This window comes from Pseudidiomarina homiensis (assembly GCF_003987225.1).
Lineage (GTDB): Bacteria > Pseudomonadota > Gammaproteobacteria > Enterobacterales > Alteromonadaceae > Pseudidiomarina > Pseudidiomarina homiensis.
Map to the genome: position 1 here is coordinate 116,332 of NZ_PIPX01000003.1, position 24,422 is coordinate 140,753.

A 24,422-nucleotide genomic window follows, 5' to 3' on the forward strand; every position below is an offset into this window, starting at 1 on the left:
TAATTTTACCAGCGTCTACTGATCGCGTTCGGCGCGCTGAAAGACCAGCTCGTTGTCACTCGATTGCTCAGCATTGAAGCGGTAGCCATTAGCATTGAATTGCTTTAAACCCGCAACATCAGTGATCTGCTCTTTCATAATGTAGCGTGCCATAGCGCCACGCGCCTTTTTAGCCCAGAAACTTATGACTTTATACTGGCCATTTTTTTCATCTTTAAATACCGGAGTAATTACTTCGGCGGTTAAATTCTTCGGCTCGACGCTCGAAAAATATTCATTCGAAGCCAGATTCACCAAAATAGAGCTGTCGATCGCTTTCAGATCTTCGTTCAGCATATCGGTAATAACGTTGCCCCAAAACTCATAAAGGTTTTTACCACGAGCAGTCTCGAGCTTGGTTCCCATCTCTAAACGGTATGCCTGCATCAAATCGAGCGGGCGTAATACTCCATATAGACCCGACAAAATGCGTAAATGTTCCTGAGCAAAGGCAATTGTTTCAGCAGACATTTTTTCAGCTTGTAAGCCAGTATACACGTCACCATCAAAAGCAAAGACGGCTGGGCGTGCATTATCCGGAGAAAACGGCTGATGCCATTCCGCAAAACGTGCAGCATTTAAGCCAGCAAGTTTGTCGCTGATTTTCATTAGCGACGAGAGATCTTGCGGGCTTAGCGACTGACAACGGTCAACCAACTCTTGGGCATACTCAAGCAGCCGCGGCTGACTGTACTCTTCAGTCGGCAACGGGCTTTCGTAATCCAAATTTTTTGCGGGTGACAACACAACAAGCATCATCCGTTCTCCTTTTGTCCTGCTTACCGATTAAGGCATCGGCTCGAGATCTTCGCCTTCTTTTTCTACTTCAGGTGGCATGAGGTCTTCACGACTTACGCCTAAGGCAAGTGCCAGCGAGCTGGCAATGTAAATCGATGAATAAGTACCGATAAACACACCAAAGAGCAACGCTGTAGCGAAACCATGGATAAGTGCACCGCCAAGGAAGAACAGTGCCAAAAGTACTAACACTGTCGTCAATGACGTGATCACTGTACGACTCATGGTATCGGTCAGTGCACCATCAATAATCTCTTCTGATTCGCCTTTACGGAATTTACGAAAGTTTTCGCGAATTCGATCGCATACCACCACGGTATCGTTAATCGAGTAACCAATCACCGCAAGCAACGCAGCCAATACCGTCAAGTCGAATTCGAGTCCTAAAACGGAAAACAATCCCAACGTGATGATGACATCATGTGCCAACGCTCCTACTGCACCTAAGGCCAAGCGCCATTCAAAACGAAACGCGATATAAGCCAAAATACAGATAAGCGCTGTTAGCATCGCTAAGCCGCCTTGCTCGGTCAGTTGGTCGCCTACATTAGGGCCAACAAACTCGATACGACGCATTGCCACTTCTTCAGTTGAAGCCTCGCGCAATACGCTCAAAACGTTTTCACCAACCTCTTGGGCTTTTACCCCCTCTTGCGGCTCAAGACGAATCAATACGTCTTGTTGGGTGCCAAAGTTTTGTACCACAGCGCCTTCGAAGCCATTCGCATCCAGCGTTGAGCGAATCTCACTCAAGTTGGCCTGTTGCGCGTAGCCGACTTCAATGACAGTACCGCCAGTAAAGTCGAGACCCCAATTAAGTTGGTTAACTGCCAGTGAGACAATCGACGCAGCTAAGAGCAGGCCACTAAAGATCCATGCGCCAAAACGAAAGCGCATGAATGGAATGGTTTTATTAGTTTTAATTAATTCGTGCATGTGGCCTCCTAAACCGACAACTTATCAATGCGTTTGCCACCCCAGATGGCATTGATAACAGCCCGTGTACCCACGATAGCCGTAAACATTGAGGTTAAGATACCGATCATTAGGGTCACGGCGAAACCTTTGATGGGTCCCGTACCGATAGCGAACAAAATAATTGCGGCAATGAGTGTCGTCACGTTGGCATCGGCGATGGTTGATAGCGCACTATCATAACCGTGATGAATCGCTTGCTGCGGACTCCGCTTGGCTTTGATTTCTTCACGTATTCGCTCAAAGATAAGCACGTTGGCGTCAACCGCCATACCCACCGTCAAGACGATACCCGCCATACCCGGCAAGGTCAGCGTCGCGCCTGGGATCATCGACATAACGCCAATAATCAATACCAGGTTCGAGGCCAAAGCGAGATTGGCGACAAGACCAAATTTTTTGTAGTAGATCACCATAAAGATCAAGACCAATACAAAGCCCCAAATGATGGCTTGGGTACCCATATCAATGTTTTCTTGACCAAGGCTTGGACCAACCGTACGTTCTTCAACGATTTGAATCGGTGCAATCAAGGCACCTGCGCGCAATAGTAGCGCGAGGTTCTGTGCTTCTTGTACCGAGCTGATACCGGTAATACTAAAGACACTGCCTAACCGCGACTGAATCGTCGCAACGTTGATGACTTCTTCTTTGCGCTCGAAAATAATGTTGCCTTCGCCATCACGCTCACCTGTCGCCTTAAACTCAATAAACAGGGTCGCCATCGGGTTGCCAACATTATCGCGTGTTGCCAACGACATTTTGTCACCGCCGGCACCATCAAGCGTGATGTTGACTGACGGACGTTGGTTTTCATCAAACGCTGAGTTTGCTTTAACGATGTGATCACCGGTGAGGATGACATCCTCTTCCAACAACACATTGCCGCCATTACGATTTGGGAACAACTCAGAACCGAAAGGTACACGACCCATTTCAGCGTCGCGGACACTGTTTTCCGTATCCACTAAACGAAACTCAAGCGTTGCCGTAGCACCAAGAATTTCTTTCGCGCGTGCAGTATCTTGCACACCCGGCAGTTGCACCACGATGCGGTCAGCGCCTTGACGCTGAACCAAAGGCTCTGCAACACCTAACTCATTTACCCGATTACGCAAAATGGTGACGTTCTGCGAAATCGCATAGTCTTGTGTCTCGGCGACTTGCGCTTCGGTCATGCGCAAGGTGATTTCTTGTGCACCTTCGTCTTCCAAGACGATGTAGCCTTCGTAGGCGCCATCAAGATAGGCCGCGGCAGCGCTAAAATCGTCAGGGGTACGCAAGCGTACGGTTAAGTCATCACCATTGCGCTCGACACTTGTGTAACGAATCCGCTCTTCACGCAAATCAGCACGAATAGTGTCACGCATCTGCCCGAGGATTTTGCGCATGGCTTCGTTCATGTCGACTTCCATCAAGAAGTGCACACCACCACGCAAATCTAGACCGAGCTTCATCGGAGTCGCACCAAGAGCTTCAAGCCATGCAGGAGTTGCCGGCGCTAAATTCAACGCCACCACGTAATCACTACCCAACGACTTTAAGATAGCCTCACGAGCACGCAACTGTTCACTATCAGAATTCAGACGAACGAGAATCTGACCTTCTTCCATGACCACCGACTTAGGTGCAATGTTAAGTTCTTCTAATGTGTCCTCAACCTTGCCTAAGACTTGCGTATCCACCGTGGTCGTACGGGTTGCTGATACCTGCACCGCAAAGTCTTCACCGTACAAGTTTGGCAAAGCATACAGCGCGGCCACCGCCAAAATGGCAATGACCATCAGGTTTTTCCAGAGCGGAAACTTGTTTAACACGTTACATCCTTATCTCTATTACAGAGATTTCATGGTTCCTTTTGGCAGAACCGCTGTTACCGCCGATTTTTGCACGGTTACTTCAACGCCTTCAGCCAGCGCGATAACCATAAAGTCTTTGTCTTCAGTGATCTTAGTGATGCGACCAACCAAGCCACCGTTCATCAATACTTCGTCGCCCTTGCTCACGCTCGCGATAAGTTCTTTATGTTGTTTTACGCGTTTCGCTTGCGGACGATAGATCATGAAGTAAAAGATTAAACCGAACATCACCAGCATGAAGATAAGCTCCATACCACCACCTTGCTGGGCTGCGCCATCTTGTGCGTATGCGGTACCGATTAAAAAGTCCATAATTTCCTCATTCGTATCGAGTTAGATTGAATCACTTTGAGATGGGGCTATTCGTTACACAAACAACCCTACATCGCAATTTTTTGTAAAAATTGTCCCGCATTCTAACGAATTTATCGCGCGAAGGGGAGTCATCTTCGCATGTGACTGCTAGGCATCCGTCACAATCCATGCCAAACTGAGTTTTTTATCGAGCAAAACAGTCGATTATCGCCATGGAACTCTTTTTTTATTGGTTTGATCATTTAGGCGTTGCGGTGTTCGCTATTTCCGGCACGCTGCTGGCCTTCCGCAAAAATATGGACGGCTTTGGCGTGATTGTCCTCGCCTCAGTCACCGCTATTGGCGGCGGCACTCTGCGCGACTTGATTCTGGATTTGCCTGTCTTCTGGGCCTACGACCCCACCTATCTTTACACGATTATTGTTGCTGCTCTTGGCACCATCGTCTGGCTGCGTTTTCGCGATTATATCCACCAAAAAACCTTGCTGACGGCAGATGCTTTCGGCTTGGCCTTCTTTACGGTGATGGGCGCACAAAAAGCGCACATGGCTGAGTTTCCTGCGATTATCTGTGTGGTCATGGGCACCATGACAGCTTGCTTTGGCGGCATGTTACGGGACGTGCTTGCGCGCGACATTCCAATGGTATTAAAAGGCGAACTCTACGCCACAACCTGTTTGATTGGCGCCAGTGTTTACGTGCTTATTGCTGATTACAGTCCGCTACTGGCCCTGTTAGTCGGTGGTGTTGTCACATTACTGCTGCGCCTTGGCGCAATACGCTGGCAGTGGCACTTGCCGGTATTTCAAGAGCATGGTGAGTCGCGTTAACCATGTTACCCACGTCGCTCACCGTCATACTTGCCATACTGTATATCGCGTTGCTCTACAGTATCGCCTATCGTGGTGAACGCAAAACACCGAATGAAATCAAACCCTATCGCTATGCCCTCGCCCAAGGCATCCACTGCACCACTTGGGCGTTTTACGGAACCATCACGCAGTCTGCCTATTACGGCTGGTCGATGGCACCGACGTATTTAGGCGCAATCGCGGTCTTTTTGTTCGCCCATCGCGTGCAAATGCGCTTGCTACATGTTTGTAAGCAAAAGAACCTTACCTCGATTGCTGATGTGATTAGCCACCGCTACGGCAAGTCATCGAGTCTTGCGATCGTGGTGGCCCTACTGGCGTTGATTGGCATCGTCCCCTACATCGCATTGCAGCTACGCGCCGTCACCGGTAGCTTCGCCACCGTTACTGGGTTAGTCGACCAACCATTACCTTGGTTTGGTGACGTTGCCGCACTCGTCGCCTTAGCGATGATGGGCTTTGCCATCTTGTTTGGTACCCGCCGCCTAAGCCTCGCTGAACAGCATTCTGGACTTATGGATGCGGTTGCTTTTGAATCGGTTATCAAGCTCGGCGCCTTTCTACTGGTCGGCTTGTTTGTCAGCTACACCATGTTTGATGGCGTCGGCGACTTATTTACCCAAGCCGCACAACAACCAGAAATAGCTACAGTGATGCAGGGCAAATCCAATGGCGCTTTCATCTATGTGACGCATGTGCTGCTGGGTGCGATCTCGATGTTCTGCTTGCCTAGACAATTTCACGTAAGTTACATCGAAAACACCGACCCAGAAGAGTTGCGTACCGCCCGTTGGGCTTTTCCGCTTTACCTATTTGCCATTAACTTATTTATTTTGCCGATTTCACTTGCCGGTCTGTTACTGGTGCCGCAAGCCGCCCAGCAAGACACCTTCATGCTACAACTGTTGCTGCTGGCCGACGAGCCAACAATTACTGCGGTCGCCTTTATCGGTGGCTTGGCATCGGCGACCAGCATGGTGATTATCGCCACACTCGCACTCAGCATCATGATGTCGAACGATGTCATTATGCCGCTGTGGCTTAAACTTACACAGCGAAAACTACGCAAATTGACCTTCACACCGAATCGTATCTTGACGATCCGGCGGTCGACCATAGCCACCATCATCGTCTTAGCGTTCGGTTTTCACAAACTCACCGAAGCGAATTTGCCGCTGGTTAACGCCGGCTTACTGTCTTTGGCACTCCTTGCGCAACTGGCACCAGCGCTGCTCGGCGGCCTGGTCTGGCGACGCGGCAGTTATTATGGCGTGGTCAGTGGCTTGCTGGCCGGTACCGCATTGTGGGGCTGGTTACTCTTTTGGCCCTCGTTGGCCAGTTCCCGCGATTTACTCGATGTAGAACTCGCAAACGGGGTGCTACTGAGTCTGGGCTGTAACTTAGGCTTGTATCTTGCTGTTTCATGGTTAACCAGTTTACGTACCCCGCCAAGTCAGCGCCGCGACTGGACTAACCCTACCTTGCATCACCAAGAGCTTTATCAACATCAGCCCATCAACTGGGGGCGGTTGCGACAAGTTCTGGCGCGTTTTTTTGATTCCGTAGAAATTGAGCGCCTGCAGCAGCGTGCGCAACTTGATCTTACCAGTGCCGACTCCGAAGACTGGGTACCCACACCGATATTGGCCCGTGTTGAGCGCGAGCTCGCAGCGGTCATTGGTAGTGCCGCCAGTCGAATTTTGTTGGAAGCCGTCACGCAGCAACCTGCGATGCCTATTTCGCAGGTCGTCAACTGGGCCACACAAGCCTCGCAACTGTACAAATTCAATCGCGAATTATTACAAGCCTCGGTAGAAAATATCCCGCAAGGTATTAGTGTGGTCGACCAAGATTTGCGTTTGGTCGCTTGGAATCAACGTTACGAGGAAATCTTCAGCTATCCGAAAGGCTTTCTCAATGCCGGTATGCCGGTCGCCGAGCTCCTGCGCTACAACGCAGAACGCGGCTTACTCGGACGTGGCCACGCCGCTGATCTTGAGCGTGAAGTCGACAAACGCTTGAATTACCTGCGCTCGGGCAGCGCTTATCGGTATCAACGACAGCAAGGCGAACGCCATATCGAATTACAAGGCGCGCCGATGCCAGGCGGTGGCTTTGTGACGACTTACACCGATATTACCGAGCTGGTAGCTGCGCAAGAACAGCTCGAAGACATCAACCGCGAACTCGAACAACGCGTCGCCGATCGTACCCAACAGTTATTGTTAGCCAAACAAGCTGAGGAGAGGGCGCACGAGAGTAAAACGCGCTTCTTCGCCGCGGTTAGTCATGACTTAATGCAGCCCTTTAATGCCGCAACGCTATTCTGTGACATGTTGCGCCAACGACTTGATGGCGAGCACGGCGTCCTGGCCCGACAAATCCAACAGTCGTTACAGAATGCCGAGGAGCTGCTGACGATGTTGCTGGATATGACGCGACTTGAAGCGGGCAACTTACCGGTCAATAAACAGCGCGTAAACTTGCATGAGGTCATTGCGCCAGTGGTAGAGGCACAGCGTGTTATCGCTGCCGAAAAAGGCCTGCAAATTCACTATGTTCCTTGTAACGCCGAAGTTTACACCGACCGCAAGCTACTCAGTCGGATGTTACAGAACTTGCTTTCCAATGCAGTTCGCTACACCCATAAAGGCAAAGTTTTGGTGGGCTGTCGACGTAGTGACAAGGCGGTCCGTATGCATGTTATCGATAGTGGTCAAGGCATTCCGCCGGATCAACTGAAGGCGATCTTCCGTGAGTTTCATCAAGTTTCGCCGCAAGGCGATAATCCAGGCATCGGCTTAGGACTCGCCATTGTCGAACGCCTCGGGCAACTACTAGAGATTCCTCTGCAGGTGAACTCTAAGGTCGGCCAAGGTACTGACTTTTCGATGTTGCTGCCCGTCGAGCGTTGGCGTAGCACCAGCGTTCCCACAGCTACCCCCCACCCCATCAGCGAGGCAAGCTTTTTGCAAGGCAGGTCTTTCTGGCTTATCGATAATGACACGCGCATGCTAGCCGCTGTGCAACAGCTATTGGAAAGCTGGGGGGCTGAGGTTACCAGTGCGGTTAACGCCGATAACTTGCAACGTGATGCTGGCCAAGCACAACCTGACTTATTAATCGTCGATTACCATTTGGACAATAACGTGACTGGCATTGAGGTGCTTCATCAATTGCGCCAGCAACCGCAACTTGCGGAGCTTGATGCGATTGTCATTTCCGCTGATCCAGATGAGGTGCTGCGCGAACAGGCGATTGCCGCGCAGGCTGGCTTTATGCCAAAACCCTTAAAGCCAGCGGCGCTGCGTAGACTTTTGAAGCGTTATTTGCAGAATTAATCTTGGTTGTCAGCAACCAGAGAATGACGATCGGGAACACTCAACATTTGCTTAAACACAATTCCAGCTTGCGTGCGATTGGTCACTTCCAACTTGCGCAGAATAGCCGAAACATGCTGTTTGATAGTGGTTTCTTGGACGTTCAGCTCATAGGCGATTTGCTTGTTTAATAAGCCGTCGGCTAAACATTCGAGCACCCGGTATTGCTGTGGCGTCAGGAGTTCTAGGCGTTGCGCAAAATCCACTTCAGGCGTTGCTTCATTATTGGCGACTGCGTCGCGCAAATGCGCAGGTAACCAAGTGTCGCCAGCGAGCACGTGATGAATCGCTGCCTGCAGCTCAGCGAGCGGCATGGATTTCGGAATGTAGGCACTGGCGCCAAAGGCCATCGCCTGCCGAATGACCGACAACTGCTCATTGGCCGACACCACCACAACAAGGATGTCTGGGTAGCGGCTCCGTAGCGAAGTTATCGCCGACAAACCTTTGTTGCCAGGCATCGATAAGTCGAGCAGCACCAGCTCAAGTTGCGGTTGTTGCTGCAAAACATCGAGTAACTGCGGAAAACTTGCTGCTTCAGCGATATCAGTGGAAAGGGTTTCCACCAGCGCTTGCTTTAGCGCTGCACGAAATAAAGGATGATCATCAGCAATAACTGCACGAGCCATAGATGTTTCGGATTGGTTAAGACTGATGACCATGCTAGCGTGTCCAGAGAGAAAAGTCAGTGGTTACCTACCATCAACTCACCGATAGTAAGTAACCACTTGTAACAGGGGGCTTAGAACTTGTACCCCACTGACAGGGAGATGGTACGCGGGTCGCCATAGAAGCCAACGACAGCGTCATCACCGAAGGTTGGGCCGAAGTTATAACCACCAACACGATACTCTTCGTCGGTTAGGTTTTTACCATGTAGCCCAACATTCCACTGACCACTGTTTGAATACCAAACGATACTTGTATTCAAGAGACCATAGCTGTCTTGGTCAAGCGGCGAGGCGGCTTCAAACATTTGCACGTCATCACGGAACGCATAGTTACCCGACCATACGATCTGTCCACTTTCCAACTCAAAGGTTTGATTGAAACCGAGGTTGTAGGTGAGTTCAGGGGTGTTTTGGAATGACCATGCATCCGTTACATCGGTGGTCTCTCCGGTCGCTGGCTCGGTGTAGACAACGGCATCGAATTCAGCATCGATGTAACCCAACATCGCCGTAAAGTTCAGGCTGTCGGTTGCGGCAAAGACGGTCTCAACTTCAAAACCTTTTACCGTCGATTCACCGGCATTCAAGACTTGTGAAGAGATACCTGCTTCCACAACACGTTGCACGGTCACCTGCATGTCAGTGTAGTCCGAGAAGAACACCGCACTGTTCAGACGCATGCGGCCGTCCAGTAATTCAGACTTCATACCAAACTCGAAAGTGTCGACGATTTCTGGATCGTAAGGCTCATCAATGGTGGGGTTGAGCGACTTATCCGCGCGCATATCCACACCACCCGACTTAAAGCCGTTGCTGTAGCTCGCATACAACATCACGTCATCAGTCGCTTGGAAGTTCACTGCAACATGCGGCGAGAAACGACTCCAGTCACCGCCACTATTAAACTCAGAGTTCACTGCAAATGGATCGCCGTACGCGGCGCGAACTTGCGCTGGGTCATAGGCAGTACCGACAGTGCCATCATTGATATAGTGCACACCTAAATAAGTGTAACGGAAGACATCAGCTTCTTTTTCGTCTTTGGTGTAACGACCACCGAGCGTTAGGCTCCAGTCGTCATTCATTTGGTAGGTACCTTGACCATAGAATGCCAAGCTATCGGTATCTACACAGCCACCGTTATCCACGGTAACGCCGCCCAGGGCAGCCAGATACATTGGCAGCACCGTACCGAACACACCACAAGCTTCGCCATCATAAAAATAGACGCCACCAACAAAGTCAAAGTCACGATTGTTGCTGTAACTTAGTTGGAACTCTTGGGTGAACTGCTCATCTTCATAAATCGCCGGTACCATGAAGATCGGTTCACCGGTCGAGTTAAAGTCGATATTGGTATTGGTGTAGCCTTCACGGCTGGCGGTCACCGATTTAAAGCCCCAGTTCGCATCGACATCCCAGTTGAACGTCAACGACCAGCCTTCAGTCTCGACGATGTTATCAACCGGCATTGCGGTGTTGGAGTTATACACGTCGGCATACGGCTCTTGCCCTGTAATGGCGCTGGTTTGCAAACGGTAGGCGCCTTTCGCGTTCGACTCATCTTCCGTTTTGTCATACGCAAACTTCAGGTCCATAGCGTTATTGATAAGCCATTTGGCTGAGACACGATAGGTCAATAAGTCTTTGTTGTAGTTGTCATCACCGGTATTAACGTATTCGCCAAAGCCATCACGTTGTAGCGAGGCAATCGCCGCCCCTACATAAAAGTTGTCGCCTAGGGCCGTCTGACCAGAGATTTTAAGGTCACGTTGGTTGTAGCTGCCAACGGTACCTTGCACCGATAGCTCGTCATAACCAGTGAGTTCTTTGGTGACATACTTCAGTGCACCACCGATGGTATTCTTACCGTACAGCGTGCCCTGCGGTCCGCGTAGTACTTCGATGCGCTCGAGGTCAAAAACTTCAAGAACTGCGCCTTGTGGCCGCGCGATGTAAACATCATCAATGTAAACACCAACACCTGGTTCAAAACCCCACAGCGGATCTTGTTGTCCGACGCCGCGAATATACGCGGTTAATGTTGAGTTGGTGCCGCGACTTACTTGAATCGTCGCATTGGGAATCCGCTGCTGCAGCTCAGTAATGTCTTCAACACCTACTTCTTCCAAATCGCCAGCACTAAACGATGACACCGAGACTGGCACATCTTGCAAGCTTTCAGTTTTGCGGCGGGCGGTAACTTCAATACGCTCTAAGGCTTTCGCTTCGTTTTCTTCGCTTTGCTCATCCTGTTGAGCGTACGCTGGCATACTGACCACTGACGCTACTGCTAAGGCCAGTAAGGAATGTCGAAACTTGGGTTGACTCATGGTGTCATTCTCCCGGTAACTGTTATTGTTGTACTGTTATCGTTAAGTGCTTTCGGAGCACATTTTTTTTATGGCAGGCTTACCCTAGCGCAAAGAATCAAGTTTGTATTCTGTACGTTAGTACTATGTAAATTAAACAGCGTCTCACGCATGATGTTGCTGTCAAAAATAATAACAACGAGGTAATGCATGTTAAGCATGATTGGATTAGTCGGCGGCCTAGTGCTTCTTATTGTACTTACGCTGCGCGGCATGAACCTTTTTATCAGCGCGCCATTATGCGCCGTCATTGTAGCGCTCACCAGTGGCGTTCCCTTATTTCAAGGTGACATTAACTTCGTCAGTGCCTACATGGATGGCTTTGCTAGTTTCGTCGCCGCTTGGTTTTTCATGTTCTTACTGGGTTCACTCTTTGGTAAATTCATGGAAGATACCGGTGCCGCCGACAGCGTGGCCCACTGGATCATCGGCAAGCTCGGCAAAAAACAAGCAGTACTCGCAGTGGTCTTGGCCTGCGCCATTTTGACCTACGGCGGTGTGAGTGTTTTTGTCGTAGCCTTCTCGGTCTACCCCATGGCATTAGCACTCTTTAAAGATGCTGATTTACCGCGGCGCTTCATTCCGGCGGCGCTGGCATTCGGCTCAGTCACCTTCACCATGACCTCTGCCGGTTCACCAGAAATTCAGAACTGGATCCCGATTCAATACCTCGGCACCTCTCCCTATGCTGCCTGGGAAGTATCATTAGTGGTCGCCGTCATTATGTTCGTCATCGGTTATTGGTGGCTCTCAAAAATGATCAAAGCCGCGGTGTCGCGAGGTGAAAGCTTTCAACAACGCGCCAGCGATCCTGAGCTGGTTGAACGGGAATTGCCCTCGCCCATTAGTGGTTTAGTTCCTTTAATTGTAGTGCTGACCTTAAGCTTCCTCTTCCATGAAGACTTGAAACAAAATGCCCTGATTATCGCCTTGAGCGGCGGCGTTTTAGCCATTGCGATCATCAACTTTCGCTATTTTCAGAATATGTCACGAGCGGTCGGCGAAGCTTCAACCGGTGCGCTCATTGCGATTGGTAATACATCGGCTGTGGTTGGTTTTGGCAGTATTGCCAAAGTGACTCCGGCCTTCGCCGACGCCGTTACCTTCATGACCAGCTTGCCTGGCAACGAATTGGTTGGCGCCGCGGTTGCTGTCAGCGTGATCGCCGGCCTCACCGGGTCAGCCTCGGGCGGCCAAGCAATAGCCTTACCGGAAATCGGTCCGCACTATATGGACCAAGGCGTCAATCCCGACCAGCTCCACCGTATCGTGGCCATTTCATCGGGCGCATTAGATTCCTTGCCACACAATGGCTACGTGGTCACGACCATTCGCGCTATCTGTAATGAAACGCATCAGGCGGCCTACTGGCCGGTGGCTGCGGTGACAGTGGTAGTGCCATTTATTGGCTTGAGCATCGCAATTGCGTTGTTCAACTTCTTCTAAGTTCAACTGTTTTAAGCGAAGGTCGTTATTCATGTTTGAAACAACCCAAGAATCCGCACCGGTGATGGCTGCAGCAATGCAGCCGAGCCAGCTATTGATCATTGATCTGCTGCGTCATGGTGTGCGTCGCCACCCGCAGCAAGAAGTTGTTAGTCGGCGTATTGAAGGTGATATTCATCGCTACACTTATCAAGATTGCTATGCGCGCACCTGCCAACTTGCACATGCCCTCGACGAGTTGCAAATCAAGCCCGGTGAACGCGTCGCCACCTTGGCATGGAATACCTACCGCCACCTTGAGCTTTATTATGCGGTGAGTGGCATCGGGGCGGTTCTGCACACGGTTAACCCGCGTCTCTTGGCCGAGCAAATTGCATGGATTATGCAGGATGCTGATGCGCAATGGTTATTTGTTGACGCGTGCTTTGCGGAACTCGCGAATGCTGTTGTCGCCCAATTGCCGAACTTAAAGGGTGTGGTTGTGTTGGCCGAGAGCAAGCAACAACCAGCACTTGCTGAGGTTGCTACGCCACTGTACGCCTACGAACCATTCATCGCTGACCAACCCACAACCTATACATGGCCTGCGCTGCATGAAGATACCGCCGCGCTACTTTGCTATACCTCTGGTACCACCGGCCATCCGAAAGGTGTGCTCAGCTCACATCGAGCGATGGTGTTACATGCCCAAGCCACCGCCAGTGCTGAGTTATTAGACTTACGCGCCAACACCGTGCTCATGCCGATGGTAGCGATGTATCACGCTGGAGCTTGGGGCGCACCTTATGCGGCGCCGTTAGCAGGCGCTAAGCTAGTGTTACCCGGTAGTGGTATGAGTGGCGCCGACATGCATGAATTGATCACCAAGGAACACGTCAACGTTGGGCTCGGGGTGCCGACGATCTGGTTGACCTTGCATAATCACTTAAGTGAAAAATCCCTAAACGTGCCTTCGCTGGAGCGGGTTTGTGTAGGGGGGGCAGCCTCGCCACTTGGTCTAGTGAAAACCTTTGACCAACAGTATGACGTCTACTGGCAACCCATTTGGGGAATGACGGAAACCGGCCCGTTGGCCTGCTCAGCGCCGCCGGAACCCAGTCTCATGGCGTTACCAACCGAGCAACGCTACCGCATCCAAACCACCGCTGGACGTGCATGCTTCGGCGTTGACATGCAGATCGTCAACGCTGACGGCGAACCGCAGCCACACGACGGTGAGACCAGCGGCGAATTGCGGGTGCGCGGACCATGGATAGCCAGTAGCTACTTTCAACGTGATGACCCAGACACTTTTGCCGAGGGCTGGCTTGCCACTGGCGATATTGCGGTGATTGATGCGCAAGGCTACATGAAAGTGGTCGATCGCAAAAAAGATGTGATCAAGAGCGGCGGTGAATGGATAAGCTCGCTCGATATCGAAAATATTTGCAGCCAACACCCGGCCGTTAACGAAAGCTGTGTGATTGGTGTTAAACATCCAAAATGGGATGAGCGACCACTTTTACTGGTGGTGCCGAACAAAGGCCACCAATTGGATAAAGCCACACTGTACGAATTCTTGCAGGGTAAAATCGCAAAATGGTGGATGCCTGACGACATACTCATCGTTACTGAGTTACCCCACACTGGTACCGGCAAGCTCGTGAAAAACGAACTGCGTAAGCATTACCAAAACTACCTTATCGAATCTCAGGACGCTAACTAGGAGCTCCTTATGCAACGTTTACTGATTGGTTTTCTGATTGTTTGCAGTGTGCTGTTCAGCGTCAGCTGTGCAGCACAAGAAACAGCTGTGCCGATGTTGGTTGAAAAGCAACGTTTTAGCTTTGACAACTACACTACATTGGGTGGCGAAGTTATCCCGCAAGTTACCATTGGCTGGGAGAGCTACGGCGAACTCAACGAGACGAAAGATAATGTGATTCTTATCACCCATTTTTTCTCTGGGAATAGCCATGCGGCTGGTAAATACGCCGCTGACGACATGATGCCAGGTTATTGGGACAGTATCATTGGTCCTGGTAAGGCCATCGATACCAATAAATATTTCGTCATCAGCTCTGATACCTTAGTCAATGCGTTTCCCAACGACCCTAACGTCATTACCACCGGTCCAGCTTCGATGAATCCAGCAACCGGCGAACCGTACGGTCTTGATTTTCCAGTCGTGACCATTCGTGATTTTGTTAACGTGCAGCACGAGCTACTCAAGAGCTTAGGTATTGAGAAATTGCATGCAGTGGTTGGCGCATCTATGGGCTCGCTGCAAGCGCTCGAATGGTCGGTGGCCTATCCTGACATGGTCGAACGCATGGTCTCGGTGATTGGTGCTGGAGCCATGGATGCGTGGACAATTATGGCGCTTGAACATTGGGCGCGCCCGATCAAGCACGACCCTAACTTTAACGGTGGCGATTATTACGGTGGCGAAGCGCCATTGACCGGTATTACCAGTACGTTGGCCATGATCACACAGCAAGCCATGCACCCAGTGATTATGAACATGCGTGCGCCACAGCCTGAAGTGATGCCAGAAACCGCGTTAGAGAGTGTCCTGAACAGCACTCCTGTGCTGGATTATCTTTTTGCTAACTCCGCGAACCGTGCGCCACTAGCAGATGGTAATCACTTACTTTATCTGGTTCGGGCGAATCAGCTGTTTGTCGCTGGTCATGATGGTGACTTAGCCAGTGCGATGGCAAAAGTGAAAGCAAAAACATTGTTTATGCCGGCGACCAATGATTTGTTGCTACAGCCTTATCTCGCCAGAAAGGTAGTGGAAGTACTGAAGCAGCAAGGCAAGGATCCGCAATACAGTGAAATCGAGGGCATCTGGGGGCATCTGGATGGGCTCTTTTCGATTCCGAGTAAAGCTGAAGAGTTACGAGCATTTTTGGAGAGTGAATAAAAAGGGCGCTTCGGCGCCCTTTGCTAGTCTAGTTGCCGCCGAGAATGCCTTTGAGTTTGTCCTTCACTTTGTCTTCGAGCTTATCCTGAAGTTTCGCTTCGAGTAAGCTTTGGAGACGCTCTTCACGGTTTTCGGCGTCGGTGAGTAAGCCTGACAACTCGCTTAAGTCATCACCGTACTCGCCGACAAAGCCATCTGACTGCGTCGTCAATCGTTGCCGCAACTCGGTTAGTTCACTGCCAGCAGCGTCCATCGCCGCAGCTTTGAGGGCCTGCCCTAACTGACGATCGAGATCGGAGCTTAACTTAAAGTCAGGAGACATTAACGCACCTTTGATGTCAGCGTTAATATCGAGACGATTCAAGCTCTCTAAAGCCTTCGCAATGACCTGCGCCCACTGGTTTTCGGCATTTGCTTCAATGGTCATATTCGCAAGGCGCAGAATGGCATTACCGTCAAATTGACTGTCCCGCAAGGCAATATTCCCCTCACTATCTAACAGCGCAGATAAGATGGTTGCGGCAAGTTCGCTACGTTCACTTAACGCGGTCCTGGCTAGGTTAACGCCCTGTACCTTCCATTGTTGACGCGCATCGAAGCCCTCGGCAGTGAGTGCCAACTCACCATTAAGCTGCAATAGCGTCCACAAGTCGTTATTTTCTCCTCGTGCACGGAAAACCGTCGGCTGTCCGAGTTGCTCATGTTGATGGGTAATATTTTCCCAGTCGACATCGAGTACCGTTGGCCCCACGGCAAACTCGGTTCGCGCCTTTTTAATTAAAAAATCAGGTGGTGCATCAGCACCGGTAAATGAAAACCAAATACCCTCGCCTCGTGGGGGCTCAACAGCGGTCTCATCGGCTGATCGCTGTAACATCGGCATGACTTGCTCATAGGCCAGCAACATGTAGTCAGCCCAACGTCGCGCCTGCTCACCAAAAAGAACGGCAGTAATTTCACTTAAGCCATCACTGTTCAATTGCATGAGTTCGCCAACCCGATCAAGATCGTGCTGTGGCGCTGCTTTGACTTTCTGCATTTGCGTTTTTAATTCAGCGACGGCGGTGCTCGCAACTTCCTTAAATTCTTTCAGAGCCTTTTGATCAGAGGCAAATTGTTCTTTCAGCTGCTCGAACTTTTCTTTGCGTTGCTGCAACTGTGCAGGGGTAGAAATATCACCTTCAGATAATTCCTTCATCTGCGCTTCATACTGGCTAAGCTTTTCTTTGCTCGGAAGTTTTTCCATCAACTCTTTAACTCTTTGGCGCTGAGTTTCAAAACTTTCCTTCGCTTCACTGATGGCCGTTGGGGTACGCAAATCCACCCGCGCCATAACATCGTCTAGCGATGGCATCGACAGTTGCAGGTCAGCCATGTTCTCGCCGAACCAGTTTTGCATCTGCGATTTATCCGGTAGTTGGTAGACTTCACCTGCACTGTCACGCTCAGTGTGGACACGGATTCCAGTGCTCACAACTTCTTCAAAATGGAAACGCCCCATCAAAAGTTGTTCCCAATTTAACTCACCAGAAGCTTCGCCGATGGCCACCCGATTAAACTCTGGTTGCGCTGGGTCGGTAACCTGAATATCACTCATGCGGATTTTTAACGGTACCCATTGATGGTCAACCTCAGCGATATTTACCTCAGCACCGTTTAATGTGCCCAAGGTACGCTCAAGCGACCACTTTAAAATGGTGTCGAGCAACAACCACGAAAACGCAGCAATCACACCGACAATAACGAGAAATGCGACCAGACCAGGCCAGCGAAAAGCGCTGCGACGAACGGTATGCTGTTCCATGTGCTTACCCCCTTAAGTTCGCATAAATCGTGTAGAAGCGATTCGCCTTGAGTGCCTGCACGATTTTTAGCTTATTAAACCAAGCCTGAATGCGCTGGCGATATTGACTCACAATCCAAAAACTAACCAGCGCCAGAATCGGTGCAAAGGCAAAACTAAGAACGAGGCTCCCTAAGGTAATCGTATGGTGAAATTGCACCACGCGCCAAAAGGCTGAATCGTACATATTCTGCCACACCGGCTGCCAGCTCTCCGCGGCTAAAATGGCAAAGCCAATCTTATGAAAAACAGGGTCTAACAGGTACGCAAGCCCCGAACAAAGGACAAAACTCAAAATAAAGCCGGATAAATTGACACGGAAGAGGAGAGCAACAAGTAAAATCACCAGATTATGCACCCGCCATAACGGCGTGAACCCCATAATCATACCGAGCACAAAGGCAATCGCTAACGCCCATGCGCCGGACTCAGAATTGAGCGCTTTCAATAGCCTAGCTAATAAAGTCAGCATCCTTTTGCCCCCTAAGTTAACGCTGAATTTAAGCATAGCTTAATGGTTTTTATCTGCTACCCTTTTTTGTAAAGCTTAGATGAAAATTTTACTTGTATTTTCGTCAATTTAGCCGTAAATATGCGCGCAATTCTAGTGCGGAGTTTTTATGCAAAATGCAGCCTTGATCATCCTTGATGATATTACCGATTGGCAACCTTATTACCCCAGCCAATCTATCGTTACCGCGAGCGAGTATTTACTCCAGCAAAACGCCAAAGCACGTGCGCAAATTCTGAATTTGTGCGGTGACTTAAGCTATTTGTCGACCGGTTATTATGTCAGTTTACTCGCCGAGGCGCGTGGCCAACGCGTGTTGCCATCGGTAACCACGATTAATGATCTGGCGAACTTCTCGCACTACCAACTGGTGCTGCCGGCCAATACCGACAAACAAATCAGTAAGTATCTTGGTCAGCAGTCCACCGCCGCAACACAACGTGTGCTGGTATGCTTTGGCCAAGCCGAGAACCCGCAGCTAAGCAGTTTCGCGCGACAAATTTTTGATCGTTATCCGTGCCCGATCCTATGGGTCGAGTTTAGCCATCAAGGGCGCTGGTTTATCACCAATATTGGTGCTGGTCACCTTGGTGAACTCGACGACGCCCAACAAACATTCTTCGGGAATGCGCTAGATAGCTTTAGCAAACGCGTCTGGCGTAAAGCGCGCACGCCAAAAGAGTATCGCTATGACTTGGCGATCTTGCATGATCCCGAAGAAGCGATTCCGACCAGTGACAAAAAGGCATTGCAGAAATTCATTAAGGCGGCGAAAGAAGCGGACATTGACGCGGAGCTTATTACGGCCGAGGACTACAATCGCTTGTTGGAGTTCGATGCGCTCTTTATTCGCGAAACCACGCGCATCAACCACTATACCTATCACTTTGCCAAGAAAGCTGAAGCGAATGGCATGGTGGTCATCGATACACCGCACTCGATCCTGCAATGCGCTAATAAAGTTTTCTTGAAGGAGTTGCTGGATAAGCACAACATTCCCACGCCGCGTACTGAGCTACTGCTGAGCCAACAATCCATTGACTATCAAGCGATTGGCGAACGACTCGGCTATCCAGTTGTGCTTAAGATCCCCGACGGGTCGTTCTCGATTGGGGTCGAAAAAGCGGAGAATATCGACGAACTTAAGGCGATCGCCGCCGATCTTTTTGAAAAATCGACGATCTTATTGGCGCAAGAGTTTGTTCGTACAGAGTTCGACTGGCGCATTGGCGTACTCAATAATCGCCCCATTTACGCCTGCAAGTACTTGATGGCTCGCAACCATTGGCAGATCTACAATCATGCGAGTGCCAGTAGTCGCGGTAAATCCGGCGGTTTTGAAACCGTTGGCGTACACCAAGTACCGAAAGAAGTCATCAAGACCGCGCTGCAAGCAACACGGCTCATCGGCGATGGACTGTACGGTGTCGACATGAAAGTTACCACCAAGGGACCGGTGATCATTGAAATTAACGATAATCCGTCCATTGACGCCGGTGTTGAAGACTTACTCTTGGGTGACGAGCTTTATTACATCATTATGCGCGACTTCGCACGACGCTTGGATGAAAAGTGATGACCCCGACATTGCGTGCCGCCACAACGAACGACTTAACTCAGTTGGTTGCCCTGGAGGCCGCAACTTTTGATTACAGTCAGCTTGGTCGGCAAAGTTTTCGCCGACTTATCACTAGCCCAAGTGCGCATCTATTTGTGCTCTATGAGCACCAACAACTGTTAGGGTACAGCCTGTTACTAACGCGTAAAAATAGTAAGGTGTGGCGTCTCTATTCCATCGCTGTCGCCGCTATTGCCCGCGGTAAGGGCGTTGGCAGGATGCTGTTAGAGCATGCCATAGAGCTGGCAAAAAGGCACGGCGCCACAGCGCTCTCGCTTGAGGTTAAAGTTGATAATCAAGCGGCGATAGAACTCTATCGCCGCTATGATTTTGAAGTTGTGGATTTACTTCCGGACTACTATCCAGGACATGCCGACGGTTACCGCATGCGGTTAACATTTAGCTAGGCTTGTACCACACCCGTTCGCCGCTATCACGATAGCGCGCCAACATTTCACTGATAGGTTTAAGATCGAGGTTGAGACCGCGACTTTTCAAATAGTCTTTATTGTAGAGCTTACTCGCCGAGCGCTCGCCTAGGTCACAGGCAAACGTCACAATGGTTTTACCCGGTCCATGTAACGCCGCTGCTTGCAGCGCACCGGCTAAGTTGAGTGCCGAGCTACTGCCCAGCACAATCGCATCCTGATCACGCACATAACGTGACAATGCCAGTAAGTCTTGGTCGGGTAAATTAACCGCAGCATCGACGCGCGCTTGTTTAAAGTTTTCGACCAGACGCATAATGCCGATGCCTTCAGTAAAAGACCCGCCATTGGCAACATACTCGCCCTGCTTCAAAAAACTATAAATACCAGAGCCATCGGGATCGGTAAGCCAAACTTGCACGTCAGGATTACGTTCTTTCAAATACATAGAGTTACCCGCAATAGTACCGCCAGTTCCGGCAACCGATACAAAAATATCCACTGCACCGTTGGTCTGCTGCCAGATTTCCGGCCCCGTGGTCAGGTAATGTGCTCGCGCGTTACTGGTATTTTCAAACTGGTTGGCCCACCAGTAATCATCACGGCTTTCGGCAAGTTTGCGGGCCGTATGATAAAAGTGGTTATCGTCGCGAAACGGCACCGGATCAACCGTCTTGAGTTGGGCACCATGCAAACTAATCATGCGCTCTTTTTCAGGAGATTGATCGTTTGGCATCACCGCCAACATATTGAGGCCCAATGACCGCGCCACAATGGCTAAACCGATCCCGGTATTGCCTGCGGTGCCTTCAACCACTGTCATTCCTGGTTCCAGCTCGCCGCTCGCCAGCGCATCTTGAATCATTTGCAGCGCCGCACGATCTTTGATGGAGCCACCTGGGTTTTGCGACTCCAGTTTCAACCAGATGTCACAACCGGTAAGTTCCGACAACGAACGGACTCTGATCATGTCAGTCTGACCAATCAAATCGATCGGACGATGCGCATTACGCATAAACTACTCCTTCACCGCTTACGTGTTTAGCTTGTTCTATTGTAACGGTTGCGCTTGAAAAGCGGTACCTTCGCACCACCAACGCGCGGTGCAACCACCGTCACTATCTTGCTGGCAACGCTTTAATACGATGCGATTCGCTTGTTTGTCCGCAGCGGCTAATTTCATCGCAATCATGGCTTCTTCTTGCGACGCTTGGCCGTCCAGTAATGGCCGCTGGCAAGACTCGCCGCGCACCACACCTAAATCTACGAATTCAACGTCCGTACGCGACAATTCATAAGGTTGCATGAATTCAACCTGCTTACTGCGCTCAAGATCCGCTGTTGGAAAGCGTTCGACCGACGTTGCGCAGCCAACTAACAAGCCGCTACTTAAAATCACCATCACTAGATTACGCATACCTTGCCTCTTCCGTGTTCTTTATGAAACCCTACGGTGCTAATGATGAATAGTCTAGTCCGTTTCTGACTAAGCTAGAACTTTCCTGCGCTTAGCTGCATTTTTTGTCAGCTTAGCTACACTTAGTGGCAACCTGCGGAGGCGTTATGAAAACTGAAGCTTATATCGCTCAATTGTTACAACAAGCGGATGTTCAACTGAATGGTTCCCGCCCTTGGGACCTGCAAGTACACAATACAGCCATGTATGCCGATGTTCTTGCACGAGGCAACCTTGGCCTTGGTGAGGCTTACATGCGCGGCGACTGGGACTGTGAGCAGCTCGATGTCCTCTTTCAGCGTATTTTACGCGCTAGTCTTGGTGAGCATATTCGCCCGTTGAAACTCCTCTGGCACCATTTGAAGGCACGCATTCTGAATTTACAAAGTTCCCGTCGTGCCTGGCAAGTCGGTCAACACCATTACGATTTAGGGAATGACCTCTATCGAGCAATGCTTGATGAACGCATGGTCTACACCTGCGGTTATTGGCAGCGCGCGCAAGATCTTGACGCCGCGCAACGCGATAAACTTGAGCTGGTCTGCCGTAAACTGCAACTCAAGCCTGGTATGCGCGTGCTCGATATCGGTTGTGGCTGGGGCAGCTTCATGAAGTATGCCGCCGAGAACTACGGTGTGCGATGCGTGGGACTTACCGTGTCAAAAGCCCAGGTTGAATTGGGCCAGCAACTTTGTGAAGGCTTGCCCATTGAGTTTCGTTTGCAGGATTACCGCGACATCAATGAACCTTTTGATGCCGTCGTCAGCATTGGCATGTTCGAGCATGTTGGACAAAAGAATTACGCCACTTTTATGCGCGTTGCGCAGCGTTGCCTCGCCGATGAAGGACTGTTTTTATTGCATACGATTGGGCGTAATCGCGACGTCCGCGGTACCGATCCGTGGATCAATCGCTATATTTTCCCGAATGGTGAACTACCTTGCCTTAGCCATATTGACGATGCTTCTCGGGAGCTCTTTTGTACGGAGGATATTCATAATTTTGGTGCCGACTACGACACCACGCTCATGGCCTGGTGCGCTAATTTTGAGCAACATTGGCCCGAATTACAGAAACACTACAACGAAACCTTTTATCGGATGTGGCGTTACTACTTGCTTTCCTGCGCCGGAGCTTTCCGCGCGCGTGACTTACAAGTATGGCAATGGGTCTTCAGTAAGCATGGCTTGAGCCATGGCTATGAGCGACCGCAGCTCGACTAAACATCGGTGCTATGTGGTAGTGCGGCGTGGTGCCGCGGCGAGCCATTACAGCTCGCCATTAAAGTCCTTCATGAAGATTTGCCAAGTCGCCATGAACAACGCTGCCACCAAAGGTCCGATAACAAAGCCATTAATGCCAAAGAGCGCAATCCCGCCAATGGTCGAAAACAGCACGACGTAATCTGGTAATTTAGTGTCACGCCCCACTAAAATCGGCCGCAACACATTGTCGGCGAGGCCAATCACAATAGCACCGTAGGCCACTAGTACGGTTGCACTAATCCAAGCGCCTGTCGCATACAAATACAAACTCACGGGAAACCAGATAATCGCAGCGCCAACAGCGGGAATAAGCGACAAGAAGGCCATGACCACGCCCCATAACAACGGTCCAGGAATAGCCAAAATCCAAAAAATGATGCCGCCAAGCGCGCCTTGCACAATGGCCACCACCAGATTGCCTTTTACGGTTGCCCGCGTCACCTCAGCAAACTTCGTAAACAACGCTTGTTCACGCTCGTCACCTAACGGTAAAGCTTTGATGATCAGGTGCACCAGCTTCTTACCGTCACGGAGCAAGAAAAAGGTTAAATACAGCATCAACGCAAGGCTGATCAGGAAACTGAAGGTATTCTGCCCGATGGTAAAGGTCTCTTTGGCCAAAAACTGGCTCGCGCTCACGAGCGACTGTGACAAACGCTCCCTTAAATTATTGGTGTCGACGCCAAACTCCACCAACAACTGATCCACCCAAGGAAAGGCATCACGCAAACGCTGTAAGATTTGCCGCGGGTCAATCTCGCCCGCCTCGATGCGCTGGTAGAACTGTACCCCCTCGCTGACAAACGCCGAGGTCAGTAGAATCACCGGAATCACGACAATGGCCATGAGTGCTAGTAGGGTGAGTAACGCTGCCGTATTAGGCCGTTCGCCGATTTTACTGAGTACCCAACGCTGCATCGGCGCGAAGATGACCGTTACCGCGCACGCCCAGAAAATCGCGCCCCAGAAGGGTTCTAAGATCAAGCCAAAGGCAATACTGACCAATACCAGTAACAGCAAAAATGAGCGACGTTCCAGTTTATCGCGCATGTTCTTTCCTTTCTGTTTAATTTCTATTTATAGTAGATGGAGGTTGCATAGTGACAGCAGTTACTTATCGTAGCAAAAAATTATAGCAAGAAGCGGAGCGCTAGCATGAAAACAATCACCGACCATTTAGCAGAGTACGCGGCTTACCATCGTGATCGTCGCAATATTGCCACTCACTTAGTCGGCATCCCGATGATTGTAGTTGCGCTGCAAATCTTGCTGTCACGACCATACTGGGGTTTTGATGGCTGGTTTATTACACCTGCGCTGATCGTCGCTGTTTTGGCTTCAGTCTTTTATCTGCGCTTAGATCGACCACTCGGGATCCTCATGACGTTATTGCTTGCGCTCACGGTGATACTTGGCTTACAAGTTGCAGCTTTGGCAACCGGAGTATGGCTTACGTGGGGGATCGGCCTGTTTGTAATTGGCTGGCTATTTCAGTTTATTGGGCATTATTTTGAAGGCCGTAAGCCGGCTTTTGTCGACGATATTATGGGGTTGGCAATAGGTCCACTGTTCGTAGTGGCCGAAGTCGTCTTTATGCTTGGCGGAAAAAAAGCGTTGCACCAAGCGATTGAGGCTCGGTTTGCGCAAAAATAAATGACGTCCGTGT

Annotated in this window: 20 protein-coding genes; 9 read left to right on the forward strand and 11 right to left on the reverse strand. The window is 50.4% G+C overall.

All coding sequences use genetic code 11. From position 1 onward, the window contains the following. Positions 1-15: 15 nt before the first annotated feature. Genes yaaA through yajC form a run of 4 tightly spaced genes read right to left on the reverse strand, consistent with a single transcriptional unit; the run spans position 16 to position 3,983 of the window. The gene (yaaA, locus tag CWI70_RS11455) at positions 16-798 is read right to left on the reverse strand and encodes a peroxide stress protein YaaA (RefSeq protein WP_373567126.1); all 783 of its coding nucleotides are present in this window, start codon (positions 796-798) and stop codon (positions 16-18) included. A 27-nt stretch (positions 799-825) separates the two neighbouring features. Continuing rightward, on the reverse strand, positions 826-1,773 hold the full coding sequence (gene secF / locus CWI70_RS11460; RefSeq protein ID WP_126773873.1) for a protein translocase subunit SecF: 948 nt from the start codon (positions 1,771-1,773) through the stop codon (positions 826-828). 8 nt (positions 1,774-1,781) lie between these two features. Next, complete coding sequence (gene secD, locus CWI70_RS11465; protein ID WP_126773875.1) at positions 1,782-3,629, reverse strand: protein translocase subunit SecD; 1,848 nt, start codon at positions 3,627-3,629, stop codon at positions 1,782-1,784. Positions 3,630-3,647: 18 nt separating this feature from the next. Beyond that, a complete protein-coding gene (gene yajC, locus CWI70_RS11470) occupies positions 3,648-3,983 on the reverse strand; it encodes a preprotein translocase subunit YajC (protein WP_126773877.1) in 336 nt (111 codons plus the stop codon). A 215-nt stretch (positions 3,984-4,198) separates the two neighbouring features. On the opposite strand from yajC, the gene CWI70_RS11475 reads away from it, so the two are divergent. Both CWI70_RS11475 and CWI70_RS11480 read left to right on the forward strand, forming a co-directional pair. Beyond that, entirely contained in the window at positions 4,199-4,816 is a 618-nt protein-coding gene (locus CWI70_RS11475; protein WP_126773879.1) for a trimeric intracellular cation channel family protein, read from the forward strand. Positions 4,817-4,818: 2 nt separating this feature from the next. Further along, positions 4,819-8,199: a hybrid sensor histidine kinase/response regulator gene (locus tag CWI70_RS11480; protein ID WP_126773881.1), complete on the forward strand. Its 3,381-nt coding sequence runs from the start codon at positions 4,819-4,821 to the stop codon at positions 8,197-8,199. On the opposite strand, the gene CWI70_RS11485 is transcribed toward CWI70_RS11480, so the two are convergent. Together CWI70_RS11485 and CWI70_RS11490 are read right to left on the reverse strand one after the other, a co-directional pair. Beyond that, positions 8,196-8,867, reverse strand: coding sequence for a response regulator (locus CWI70_RS11485; protein WP_126773883.1), 672 nt, complete (start codon positions 8,865-8,867; stop codon positions 8,196-8,198). The two genes, CWI70_RS11480 and CWI70_RS11485, sit on opposite strands and share 4 nt — an antisense overlap. A 113-nt stretch (positions 8,868-8,980) precedes the next feature. Next, on the reverse strand, positions 8,981-11,242 hold the full coding sequence (locus CWI70_RS11490; RefSeq protein WP_126773884.1) for a TonB-dependent receptor: 2,262 nt from the start codon (positions 11,240-11,242) through the stop codon (positions 8,981-8,983). A 189-nt stretch (positions 11,243-11,431) separates the two neighbouring features. Here CWI70_RS11490 and CWI70_RS11495 point away from each other — a divergent pair, with 189 nt between their 5' ends. The 3 genes from CWI70_RS11495 to CWI70_RS11505 are packed head-to-tail and all read left to right on the forward strand — an operon-like array spanning position 11,432 to position 15,635. Then, positions 11,432-12,727, forward strand: a complete 1,296-nt coding sequence (locus CWI70_RS11495; RefSeq protein ID WP_126773886.1) for a GntP family permease — start codon at positions 11,432-11,434, stop codon at positions 12,725-12,727. A 31-nt stretch (positions 12,728-12,758) separates the two neighbouring features. Next, positions 12,759-14,432 carry a long-chain fatty acid--CoA ligase gene (locus CWI70_RS11500; RefSeq protein ID WP_241967898.1) on the forward strand — a complete coding sequence of 558 codons (1,674 nt, stop codon included), beginning with the start codon at positions 12,759-12,761 and terminating at the stop codon, positions 14,430-14,432. A gap of 9 nt (positions 14,433-14,441) precedes the next feature. Next, a complete protein-coding gene (locus CWI70_RS11505) occupies positions 14,442-15,635 on the forward strand; it encodes an E22 family MetX-like putative esterase (protein WP_126773888.1) in 1,194 nt (397 codons plus the stop codon). 28 nt (positions 15,636-15,663) lie between these two features. On the opposite strand, the gene CWI70_RS11510 is transcribed toward CWI70_RS11505, so the two are convergent. Then, the gene (locus tag CWI70_RS11510; protein WP_126773890.1) at positions 15,664-17,439 is read right to left on the reverse strand and encodes a TIGR03545 family protein; all 1,776 of its coding nucleotides are present in this window, start codon (positions 17,437-17,439) and stop codon (positions 15,664-15,666) included. Positions 17,440-17,443: 4 nt separating this feature from the next. Beyond that, positions 17,444-17,950, reverse strand: coding sequence for a TIGR03546 family protein (locus CWI70_RS11515; protein WP_126773892.1), 507 nt, complete (start codon positions 17,948-17,950; stop codon positions 17,444-17,446). A 148-nt stretch (positions 17,951-18,098) separates the two neighbouring features. Here CWI70_RS11515 and CWI70_RS11520 point away from each other — a divergent pair, with 148 nt between their 5' ends. Both CWI70_RS11520 and CWI70_RS11525 read left to right on the forward strand, forming a co-directional pair. Continuing rightward, positions 18,099-19,565, forward strand: coding sequence for a RimK family protein (locus tag CWI70_RS11520; protein WP_126773894.1), 1,467 nt, complete (start codon positions 18,099-18,101; stop codon positions 19,563-19,565). After that, positions 19,565-20,014, forward strand: a complete 450-nt coding sequence (locus CWI70_RS11525; RefSeq protein ID WP_126773896.1) for a GNAT family N-acetyltransferase — start codon at positions 19,565-19,567, stop codon at positions 20,012-20,014. The genes CWI70_RS11520 and CWI70_RS11525 overlap by 1 nt, the downstream gene beginning before the upstream one ends. Here CWI70_RS11525 and CWI70_RS11530 read toward each other — a convergent pair. Both CWI70_RS11530 and rcsF read right to left on the reverse strand, forming a co-directional pair. Next, complete coding sequence (locus CWI70_RS11530) at positions 20,007-21,050, reverse strand: cysteine synthase A (RefSeq protein ID WP_126773898.1); 1,044 nt, start codon at positions 21,048-21,050, stop codon at positions 20,007-20,009. The genes CWI70_RS11525 and CWI70_RS11530 overlap by 8 nt on opposite strands. A gap of 36 nt (positions 21,051-21,086) precedes the next feature. Next, entirely contained in the window at positions 21,087-21,452 is a 366-nt protein-coding gene (gene rcsF, locus CWI70_RS11535) for an Rcs stress response system protein RcsF (protein WP_126773900.1), read from the reverse strand. Between the two features lie 146 nt (positions 21,453-21,598). On the opposite strand from rcsF, the gene cfa reads away from it, so the two are divergent. Next, positions 21,599-22,714: a cyclopropane fatty acyl phospholipid synthase gene (gene cfa, locus CWI70_RS11540; protein ID WP_126773902.1), complete on the forward strand. Its 1,116-nt coding sequence runs from the start codon at positions 21,599-21,601 to the stop codon at positions 22,712-22,714. A gap of 45 nt (positions 22,715-22,759) precedes the next feature. Here cfa and CWI70_RS11545 read toward each other — a convergent pair whose 3' ends face one another. After that, positions 22,760-23,806 (reverse strand): AI-2E family transporter, encoded by a 1,047-nt coding sequence (locus CWI70_RS11545; protein ID WP_126773904.1) that lies wholly within the window; start codon positions 23,804-23,806, stop codon positions 22,760-22,762. A 105-nt stretch (positions 23,807-23,911) separates the two neighbouring features. Between CWI70_RS11545 and CWI70_RS11550 the strand changes: the two genes are divergently transcribed. Continuing rightward, positions 23,912-24,409, forward strand: coding sequence for an Mpo1 family 2-hydroxy fatty acid dioxygenase (locus CWI70_RS11550; RefSeq protein ID WP_126773906.1), 498 nt, complete (start codon positions 23,912-23,914; stop codon positions 24,407-24,409). Positions 24,410-24,422 lie beyond the last annotated feature (13 nt).